The sequence below is a fragment of the Brotocaccenecus cirricatena genome (genome assembly GCF_020687045.1).
Lineage (GTDB): Bacteria > Bacillota > Clostridia > Oscillospirales > Oscillospiraceae > Vescimonas > Vescimonas cirricatena.
In genome coordinates, this window is the sequence record NZ_JAJEPW010000041.1 from 17,932 (window position 1) to 27,642 (window position 9,711).

Annotated in this window: 9 protein-coding genes; 7 read left to right on the plus strand and 2 right to left on the minus strand. The window is 48.7% G+C overall.

All coding sequences use genetic code 11. The annotated features are described in order from the left end of the window. Window positions 1-127: 127 nt before the first annotated feature. From LKD37_RS12240 to LKD37_RS12270, 7 genes are all read left to right on the plus strand, one after another. The gene (locus tag LKD37_RS12240) at window positions 128-1,246 is read left to right on the plus strand and encodes a tyrosine-type recombinase/integrase (protein ID WP_302929476.1); all 1,119 of its coding nucleotides are present in this window, start codon (window positions 128-130) and stop codon (window positions 1,244-1,246) included. A 19-nt stretch (window positions 1,247-1,265) separates the two neighbouring features. Continuing rightward, entirely contained in the window at window positions 1,266-2,030 is a 765-nt protein-coding gene (locus tag LKD37_RS12245; RefSeq protein WP_302929477.1) for a hypothetical protein, read from the plus strand. A gap of 58 nt (window positions 2,031-2,088) precedes the next feature. Continuing rightward, window positions 2,089-2,484 carry a hypothetical protein gene (locus LKD37_RS12250; RefSeq protein ID WP_302929478.1) on the plus strand — a complete coding sequence of 132 codons (396 nt, stop codon included), beginning with the start codon at window positions 2,089-2,091 and terminating at the stop codon, window positions 2,482-2,484. Window positions 2,485-2,545: 61 nt separating this feature from the next. Continuing rightward, on the plus strand, window positions 2,546-3,478 hold the full coding sequence (locus LKD37_RS12255; RefSeq protein WP_302929479.1) for a hypothetical protein: 933 nt from the start codon (window positions 2,546-2,548) through the stop codon (window positions 3,476-3,478). 99 nt (window positions 3,479-3,577) lie between these two features. After that, complete coding sequence (locus LKD37_RS12260; RefSeq protein WP_302929480.1) at window positions 3,578-3,712, plus strand: hypothetical protein; 135 nt, start codon at window positions 3,578-3,580, stop codon at window positions 3,710-3,712. Window positions 3,713-3,757: 45 nt separating this feature from the next. Then, entirely contained in the window at window positions 3,758-5,335 is a 1,578-nt protein-coding gene (locus LKD37_RS12265) for a recombinase family protein (protein ID WP_302929481.1), read from the plus strand. Between the two features lie 336 nt (window positions 5,336-5,671). Further along, the gene (locus tag LKD37_RS12270) at window positions 5,672-8,239 is read left to right on the plus strand and encodes a DEAD/DEAH box helicase (protein WP_302929482.1); all 2,568 of its coding nucleotides are present in this window, start codon (window positions 5,672-5,674) and stop codon (window positions 8,237-8,239) included. Window positions 8,240-8,326: 87 nt separating this feature from the next. On the opposite strand, the gene LKD37_RS12275 is transcribed toward LKD37_RS12270, so the two are convergent. Next, window positions 8,327-8,788 carry a HEAT repeat domain-containing protein gene (locus LKD37_RS12275; protein ID WP_302929483.1) on the minus strand — a complete coding sequence of 154 codons (462 nt, stop codon included), beginning with the start codon at window positions 8,786-8,788 and terminating at the stop codon, window positions 8,327-8,329. A 130-nt stretch (window positions 8,789-8,918) separates the two neighbouring features. Beyond that, entirely contained in the window at window positions 8,919-9,272 is a 354-nt protein-coding gene (locus tag LKD37_RS12280) for a hypothetical protein (RefSeq protein WP_302929484.1), read from the minus strand. Window positions 9,273-9,711 lie beyond the last annotated feature (439 nt).

Consider the following 9,711-nt stretch of genomic DNA (forward strand, 5'->3'; position numbering starts at 1 on the left):
AAGCCGTTCATGCCCACTCGCATAAATCTGTAGAAAATAGATTTGCTGTGGCTCAAACGAGAATTGCAGGCCTCCTTTATGTAAAATGAAACCAAAAACGGGAGGCGCTGATATGGTCGCAGGGCACATGACAAAGAAAAATGGGTATTGGTACTTGATTCTTATGGTGAGGGATGAGACGGGCCGGTTAAAGCAGAAGTGGATTTCAACCCACCTTCGGGTGGAGGGAAATAAAAAGAAAGCAGAAGCAATGCTCCTTGCCGCTCGACGGGAATATACGGATCTCGCCGAAATACAGAAGCGTAGTAACGACATTCTCGTCAGCCACTACCTCACGACCTGGGTTGAGGGGTGTCGAGGGAAGGTTTCAATCGGTACTTATGAAGAATACAAAAACTGCATTAATAACAGAATTGTCCCTTACTTCGAAGAACGGAATATTTTACTTTTAGATCTGAAGCCGGCAGATGTTCTGGATTACTACAATTCGCTATATGCCAAAGGCCTCACCGGAAACACGGTTTTACACTATCATGTGCTTCTCCGCAGGGCTTTGAAGGAGGCAAGCATGCGGGGCTTAATTCAGAATGACCCCACAGACGTTATTCCACGACCTAAAAAGGGGCAGTCTGTTGCGGATTGCTATTCTCCGGAGGAGTGCAGAAAACTACTTGATGCGCTTCATGGCGATCCGCTTGAACTCCCTATTACTTTAGCTGTTTTGTATGGACTGCGGCGCAGTGAAGTTTTGGGGCTGCGATGGAGTGCTATCGATTTTAAAAGAGCCACGATTATGATTTCACATTCTGTAACATCGAGCGTGATTAACGGGAAACGGCAGATGATCGCGAAGGACAAGCTAAAGCGCAAGTCCAGCTTTCGGACATTGCCGCTCATGCCGCAGGTTGCAGCTATGCTTCAGAAGGTCGCAATTCAGCGCTATGGGATACAACCGCCGCCTAATGGGGACTACATCTGTGTGAATGGAGTGGGGCAGTTGCTTACACCTGACTATCTTTCCGAGCATTTCAAAACGATTCTGGCAAAGAACAACTTGCGCAGGATTCGATTTCATGATTTGAGGCATAGCTGTGCTAATTTGCTCATCTCTGCCCGTGTGCCGCTGATAGAGGTGCAGCAGTGGTTGGGACACAGCAGCCTGTCTACTACAGCAGATTTATATGTGCATCTGGAGTATGCCGCAAAAGAGCAAAATGCTCATGTCATCTCGCAGATGTTGCTTTGACAAAAGAAAGGAGGACACCATGGCGTTTGATATCATGAATCTTTTCAAAGAAACGGAAGACTTACTTACAGAATTGGACGAAGGGAACGAACTGGCTGCGGTGGATTTTGCCAACCGTATTTCATCTATGTCGCCCTCGTGTTCGGCAACCAAAAGCTATGCAGTCTACCAGGACGATGCCGCCATAAGATACGCCCAATGGTTTTTGGCCTGTAATAAGGAACTTGGGATTAACCGTTGCATAGATGGCCTGCACCAATATGCCGGTAGGATCTGGCACGCAGATACACCGATACTCACGGAAGATGGCGTGGTAACGGTGTTTCAGATGGTGGATGCCCTGTTTTTCTATTCTCAAAAAGTGCTGGACAAGCACCCGGTCGACATTTTAGTGATCGATGCCCAACATGAGTGTTTGAATGGGGAAACTTCTGCTGTGTTTACAGCGGAAGGAATGCAGGGTTGCATCTGCATGTACCGAATGCAAAGTGAGGAGGTAAGACCGATCCATGTACTGCTGCATGAACTGGGTCATCTGCTCCACATCAAAGTAACCGGAACACTGACCGGAATTCCGAAATCTTTCGTGGGACATTTGCTGAATCTGGGGATAGAGTGCAGTAAGCTGACTGCTACTCAGCTTCAGGAACTGTTTGCTGACACCTTCATGCTGGCTGTCATTAATAAGCATCCTGAATTAGGAGTACCTGAACTCAATTTCTCGGCTAAAACGCTTGCCCACTGTTATAAGTATATTTGCACACTTTTTGACAGCATGAGATAGTTCGACAAACTTATGCTATACAAGCGAAATAGAATAATCATCAGAAAGGAGCGTGCCTATGGAATTGATCGCCTCTCTCTTTTGTCATGTCCCAGAGGGCTTGCCTGAAACCGAAGTGCAGCAGGAATTACAACGCCAGCATGACATGCTGGCTCAGCATGCAGCACATACCGGACGAGCAATCGAGCATTGCTTTTTTCATGTGGGTGAGTTCAACTTTGAAAAACCGGATGAGGTTTTGCTTCGCTTTTTGCAACGCGCGCAGGCTAATGATCTCGGACTTATTTTTGTAGAGAGCAAAGAAGTGTTCCCCTTGTCACAGCAAGCACACATTCCATGCGTGGAGGTATGCTTTGTGCGAGAGGGGGTACAAGAAACCCTTGGGCATGATGATATCCAAGTGGCTGAAGAGGAACTCCAGCCAAAGAATGTATATATGTACTGGGGCTTTTAGTTGAAATTTGTCGGAAACTATGCCACAATAGGAATACCTTTCCAGAGAGGATGTGTATGTTGTGGACGCAGTTTCCCATTATCTGAATAGTATCCTCGCGCCCAGGCTGCGCGGCTATGGTGTTTCGGAGCACTTTCTTCTGCACACCATCGGTATCATTCATACACAGATGACCGCTCTTCTACGCCATTGGGATGATCGGGTTTTCAAAAATACCGTTTTGCTGCTTGGCCTGGAGGAAGGAAGCTTTTATGAGCCTCCAGCTAAAATCGATATTCGCTGTTTTGTGGTCGTCGCTATTCGAAACAGTCCCATTGAAACGATCCAGAGTGACGCCTGTGGAGAGGCTGGGCTGAGCAAATCGTTGCCCAGCAAAGAAGTGAAGGAAATTACATCAGAGGCCATTCGCTATTTCAGCAAGCAGGATTTTGCTGAAATGTGCAGACAGGCAAAGCTTAGCGCAAGACAGGATTTGTATCAGGAACTCGCAAATGAGCACCCTGTCGCATGGGCTGCGCTGAAGCACCTTGCCGCAACGAACAGCAAGACCGTTGATTATCCGAAAGTATCCGTTTCCGAACCTTATTTTTTGGAAGGCGTGGATAAAGAGTCGGAGATTATCGCAACGTCCGGTGAAATGAAGATAGGAATTTACGATGGATATACTCCCGAAATAGAGCCTCCGCTTATGGCTTTTCTAAAAATGCTTTCCGCCGACTCCGATGGCGCATTGATCGTTGATTCGTTGAAGTCCGTTACGAGAAACATCACCAAGCTGCTCAGCATCCTCGAGTTTCTTCTTACGCGAGACCTTATATTTGCATCAACAAACTACTACATGGAGAACGGGCATGTTGAACATCGTATGAAACCTTTGCGCGCAGGTCATAGTACGAATGACATGCTACGCAATGTCTCTAATACGAGTGGTCTGGGCTATAAGCACAAGGCTGCATTAAGCCAGTATGCCAAGCAAGCTAAATCAACTGAATAAATGTTGTGAACCCGTACCTAACCCGGTACGGGTTCTTTTTTGTTCGGCAGCTGCAAGTTGGCTGCCGTTTCTTCATAGTATCAATCCAGGAGGTGTCTCATGAAAAACAAGCAAATTATTGTTCGTTGTACGTATTCCGATGCAGACCAGACACTGGCAGAACTCATCCAAGAGTCCTTTCGGTTCTTTCTTCAAAAAGAGCTTTTTGCCCTGGCTATTCGCCAGCCGATGTAGTATTGTTGTGGCGATGAATGGTCGCTTATTTCGGGAGGACAGTATATGTACTTAGAGATAAGCAACCCCATGGACTACCATGTAGCACTATACATCAGACTATCAAAGGAGGACGAAAACGAAGGGCCATCAGAAAGCGTCAACAACCAGAAATCCCTCTTGGATGATTTTGTGAAGAAACATCGACTGTCGGTTTATGACACTTATATCGATGACGGTTGGAGCGGCACCAATTTTGACCGACCGGATTTCCAGCGTATGATCGGTGACATCGAAGCCAAGAAGGTCAACATGGTCATCACTAAAGACCTGTCCCGTCTGGGCAGAGATTATATCATGACCGGTCATTATATGGAGCGTTACTTCCCGGAAAAACGGGTGCGGTATATCTCATTGCTGGACGGCATCGATACAGGCGTGGAATCTTCAGCCAATGACATTACTCCGTTCCGTGCCATCATGAACGACATGTATGCCAAGGACATTTCCAAGAAGATCAAATCCGTCAAGCGGGATAAGCAGCGTAAGGGACAGTTCATTGGTGGTAAGCCGGTCTATGGCTATAAAATGCACCCCACCGAGAAGAACAAAATCGTCATTGACGAGGAAGTAGCACCCATGGTGCGGCGTATCTTCAATATGGCACTGGACGGGATGAGCTGTAGGCAGATCGCTACACAGTTAAATGAAGAGGGTGTACCCACTCCGGCAACCTATGCAGGACTGCCTGTGGCAAAACCAGGTCCCTATACCGGACTGTGGAGCAGTGAGCGTATCTCAGATATGTTGCAGAACGAAACCTATATCGGAAACATGGTACAGGGCCGGACGGTGAAGATCAGCTACAAGTCCAAGAAGTGTCTGAAGCAGAACCGTGAAAACTGGGTCGTGGTAGAAAATACTCATGAGCCGCTGATCGACAAAGAAACTTTTCAAAAGGTACGAATGTTGGTCAACAGCCGTAAGCATACCCGAAGCCGCACCTATGACTTCCTGCTCAAAGGAATGATCTTCTGCCATGAGTGCGGTTACCCGCTGGCAGTACTCAACCGCAAAAATGCTGCAGGAGAAGATGTGCTGTACTTCGTCTGCCGGACTTATCAGCGCTTCACCAAAGCCGGTGTCTGCTCCTGCCATAGCATTAAAGAAAAGACTGTGACGGATGCCGTCATCGCCAAGATACAGGAGGTCTGCGAGGCCTATTTGGATCCGAGTCAGCTGCGGCCCATTGCTATTGCTACTGTGGAAGAGGTGCGCAAAGCAGAGGGCCACGATAGCGAGATTCAGTCCCTGCACAGCAAGATTGACGGCCTGACCGCCAATCTGGATAAGATGTACATGGATCGGCTGACAGGTCTGCTTGCTGAATCTGATTTCGAGCGGATCTATCAGCGCATCAAGATGGAGCGCAGCTTACTTGAGGAAAAGCTGAAGGACTTGGAAGTGCAAAAAGAAAGCCCGGTCAGTACGGAAGACCGAGCTAAAGAGTTGGTTCGACGCTTTATTGATTCTGCCTATACCAGCCGGGAACTCTTGGTCAGCCTTATCGAGAGAGTAGAACTGACCGAAGACAAACAAATCATTATCAAATTCCGCTTCCGTGAACTGGAAGCAATTTCTTAGGGCAAATTGTTTACAATAGGCGAGTCGCTATGTGTCCCGCATCGAGAAACGCGCTCTGGAGAAGCTGGAGGCGGCCCTGCGGGAGCACTGCTATCCATAAACAGCAAGAACGGGGGCGGCAGCCCCCATTCTTGCTGTTGGTTCACAAAGTCAACCCCCGGCTCTGCCGGGGGCAAAAGAAAGCCTATGGACCCACGAAAGCGCTTAATTATCATAAAGGGGAAAGACCAGACGGACTCGGTGGCTTCGTTCCGGTTTCATGACGGGAGGTGCGAGGTTGTCTATACCAGTGCACCCAATAAGACATACGACTTTCAGAGCGGTAATGTTGAGATTATGCCATTGCAAAAGAAAATCGATCCCGCGCAGGTGATCGTCACGGCTAATGGGCAGACCATCAGCGGAATGGATGAGCTTCTCGATTTTGGAGCGTATTATCGCATTGTCCGCTGCGGAAAGAAAGATTTGTCGTTCCGTAGGAGCGAAGTGCAGCTCCGGCAGAATTGCCTGACAGACGGCAAAAATAAGGAAGCCTTTCAATACTTCAAAGAGACTGCCGCGGCAATCAGTCTTGTGGCTGAAAATGGCATCAACATTCTGAGCATGCAGTACGACAAGATCCAGCAGGTCAGCGAGGATGCCGTGCTGGCAAGCTATCTTGCGCCGCAGAAAGAAGTCAAAGCGCCTCGGATGCCGGAGGCGATCATCTATCCGTTCGGCCTGAACCAAAGCCAGAAACTGGCGGTAGAACGGGCACTTTCCTCCAAAATCAGCATTATTCAAGGCCCGCCGGGGACGGGAAAGACACAGACGATCCTGAATATCATTGCCAATGTTGTCCGGAGTGGAAAGACCGTGGCAGTTGTTTCCAACAACAATTCCGCAACACATAATGTGGCGGAGAAGCTGGAGAAGAAAAATGCCGCCTTCCTGACGGCGTTTCTCGGCAGTCTTGCCAACAAGGAGAAATTTCTGGAGGCCCAGACGGGCGTCTATCCGGATATGAGCGATTGGGAGATGCAGCCGGAGGAACGGCAGCAATTAGAGCAGGAAACGACTGCGCTTTCCAAGGAATTGAACGAAATGCTCAACGCAAAGAACCGCATTGCGAAAATTGAGCAGGAGTTCTTGCAGCTGAAGCCGGAGCAGCATTATTTTGCGGACTACTATGCAACTTACCGTGATGCACCGTCTGAAAGTCTGAATAAGCTGTCCTCGCAGAAAATTCTCGCCCTCTGGATGGAGTTTGAACAGTATGCGGAGCATGAGACTCGCTTGGGCCTTTTGCAAAAACTCTCCATCATGTTCCGGTTCAATCGCGGCGCACTCAAATTGTTTCTCCGCTCCCCGGAACTGGTCATTCCCTATTTGCAAAATCAATTCTATTTCGTAAAAAAGCAGGAGTTGGAGGACGAGAAAGAAACGCTGAACCGCAAGCTGGAACACTACGCTTTCGATGAAAAGATGGACGAGCTTACGCAGAAGTCACTGCGACTGTTCCGGGCAGAGCTGGCGGCGAGGTATCCGTGGAAAAGTGGACGAAAGCGTTTTGAAAAGAGTGATTTCCGGCGGGACTCTGCCGCGTTTACGAACGAATATCCGGTGGTGCTCAGCACGACCTATTCCATCAAGGGGACCCTGGGCATCGTTCATATCTACGATTATCTTATCGTGGATGAGGCCTCGCAGGTCGATCTGGCCACCGGCGTATTGGCCTTTTCCTGCGCACGAAATATCGTGATCGTCGGTGATCTGAAGCAGCTCCCCAATGTACTGACAGAGAACGATATTCGCACCAGTGATGCCATTTGGCAAAAGTATTCCTTGGATGAACGATATCGCTTTTCAACCCATAGCCTGCTTTCTTCTGCACTGGAAATATGGCGGGACGCATCGGTGACGCTGCTGCGTGAATACTACCGCTGCCATCCGAAGATCATCAACTTTTGCAATCAGAAGTTCTATCATGGACAGTTGATCGTCATGACAAAGGATCACAATGAGCCGGATGTATTGACCATGTACCGGACAACCGCCGGCAACCATGCCCGTGGCCATCTCAACCAGCGTCAGATCGACGTGATTCAGCAGGAGGTACTTCCGCGGCTTCGTCAGGAGAACTACCAGAGCATCGGCATTATTACACCCTACCGGGATCAGGTAGCCGCCATCCGCAAGCAGTTGGATGATGCCTATGAAGTGGACACCGTCCATAAATTTCAGGGCCGGGAACAGGACGCCATCATTTTAACCTCGGTGGATAATGTCATCACGGATTTTGTGGACGATCCCCATATGCTGAATGTTGCCGTTTCCCGCGCGGTTCATTCACTGGCAGTGGTCACGTCACAGGACCCACGCAATGACCAGACCAACTATGGGGATCTGACACGATACATCGAGTACAACAATTTTGAGGTGATCCGGAGCCAGGTTTACTCGGTATTCGATATGCTCTATCAGGGCTATGCCGAGCAGCGCCGGGCATATCTGCAAAAGCATAAAAGAGTATCTGAGTACGATTCCGAGAATCTCATGTATTCCGTGATTCAGGAGGTGCTGTCTGAGGAGGCGTATTCCGCCATCGGCTGTGCTGTACACGTTTCTCTTGCGACGCTGGTAAAGGACTATGAGCCGTTGATAGAGGAAGAATGCAAATATGCCCGGAATCCATTGACACATGTTGATTTTCTGCTGTTCAATCAGATGGATAAGCAGCCTGTACTGGCGATTGAGGTGGACGGAACGGGCTTCCATGAAGTCGGAAGCAAACAGACGGAGCGGGATATAAAGAAGAACTCTATTTTGGAGAAATGTGCTGTTCCTTTGCTGCGCCTGCGCACAGATGGCAGCGGAGAAAAAGAGAAGATCAAGGATATGTTGAAAACTGCACCACAGAAGTAAGAGGATAAGGGTTCTATAACAAACGTTGGGGCCAGGCATCAGCCTGGCCCCATTGTCATAAAAAAGTTGAGGATAGAGATAAAATCGTCAGTCATTCTTGTTGCCCGTTATAGCCTTCATGGCATTGCGGGCGCGTTTTGCCACATAGGCATCCCGATCATTTGCATACTGTCGCAATAGCGCCATTCCATCGGGGATGCTCCTGCGTCCAAGCAGCTCGGCGCATTGCCACCGGGCCTGGGGAAATATGCTGCGCAGCCCGGCATGTGTCAGGACGGATATGAGCAGTTCGTCTCCCTGTGCAGTCAGACAGTCCAGAACGTCCTCGGTTTCATCGTCCAAAGCCATCATTGTCAGCAAACAGTCCATATCTGCCGGGAAGAGCCCGCCTCGCTTGATAAGTGAACACACTTCATCCAGCATCTTTTCCCATTCCGGAAACATATACGGCTCTGGATCCTCCGTTCCGCAGCATCCTGCGTACTGACGCGGTGTCATTTTCAGCCAGTGCCACAGATTGTGTATGTAATTTTCCAGTGACTTCCTCATCGCTCACACTCCTGTCTGGGCTGGGGCATCGGATGCATCCTATACCGCCCCCTATTCAATGCACTCCACCTGAACAATTACATTTGTAAATTCATCAAAATAGATCGTATATTTCCGATCACTTACAAAGTCATCGGGGAATATTTCTTTTTTGAGAAAATGTCCAGATAAAAAGTTTGTTTTTTCCTTCGCCATTCCAAAACACATATTCATTTGTTACCGGCAGTGGGGGCGCGACTCTGGAATTGCGGTGACTGTCAATAAACTCCCCTGTATACGATGATACGCCAGGGAACACGATCCTGGATGCATACAACAGGCTCAGGCCGATCGCAGCAGCAATCATAATCAGTCCCAATTTACAATCTTTGATTTTAACTTTTCTGGCCCACGGTCTATTAAGCAGGATGCACGCAACTCCCAAAACCAGGATCACCCCGCAGACGCCCCATATCCTATACAATACTCCGGAAAAATTGAACATACCATGCCCTCAACTGAATCAATATAACATCACTCTGACAATATCAAATCCAATAGTAACCGACCTGGAATCGATTGAGAATTGAAGTACGCACTATTTTCTCTTATAAAGCAATGACATAATCATGAAAAATATCTCGTTCACTATTATCAGACAGCTATGAAACACAATTTTATATTTTGGCGTTAAGCGTAGGCGATGCTGCTGCCGGATTTGCTCATGGACGCCAGCTGACGGCCATGCTGCCACCACGTGCCGTCGTTCAGAGGGTTGCCTATGGCGTCGTAGGTGATGGACTTCCCATTGAACGCCGTCAGCAGGTCCCGCCAATTGGCGTCGCCGTAGGTATAGGTGCTGCTTGCTGTCCGGACGTGGCCGACAAAAGACGGCCACGTCCGTCAGCCGGGATACTTATTCCTCCTCGTCGGGTTCCTGATCC

Coding starts and splice junctions, on each gene's coding strand:
- LKD37_RS12270 (WP_302929482.1), top strand. CDS start 5,672: ATGCCATTGCAAAAGAAAATCGATCCCGCGCAGGTGATCGTCACGGCT.
- LKD37_RS12275 (WP_302929483.1), bottom strand. CDS start 8,788: ATGAGGAAGTCACTGGAAAATTACATACACAATCTGTGGCACTGGCTG.
- LKD37_RS12240 (WP_302929476.1), top strand. CDS start 128: ATGACAAAGAAAAATGGGTATTGGTACTTGATTCTTATGGTGAGGGAT.
- LKD37_RS12260 (WP_302929480.1), top strand. CDS start 3,578: ATGAAAAACAAGCAAATTATTGTTCGTTGTACGTATTCCGATGCAGAC.
- LKD37_RS12265 (WP_302929481.1), top strand. CDS start 3,758: ATGTACTTAGAGATAAGCAACCCCATGGACTACCATGTAGCACTATAC.
- LKD37_RS12250 (WP_302929478.1), top strand. CDS start 2,089: ATGGAATTGATCGCCTCTCTCTTTTGTCATGTCCCAGAGGGCTTGCCT.
- LKD37_RS12280 (WP_302929484.1), bottom strand. CDS start 9,272: ATGTTCAATTTTTCCGGAGTATTGTATAGGATATGGGGCGTCTGCGGG.
- LKD37_RS12245 (WP_302929477.1), top strand. CDS start 1,266: ATGGCGTTTGATATCATGAATCTTTTCAAAGAAACGGAAGACTTACTT.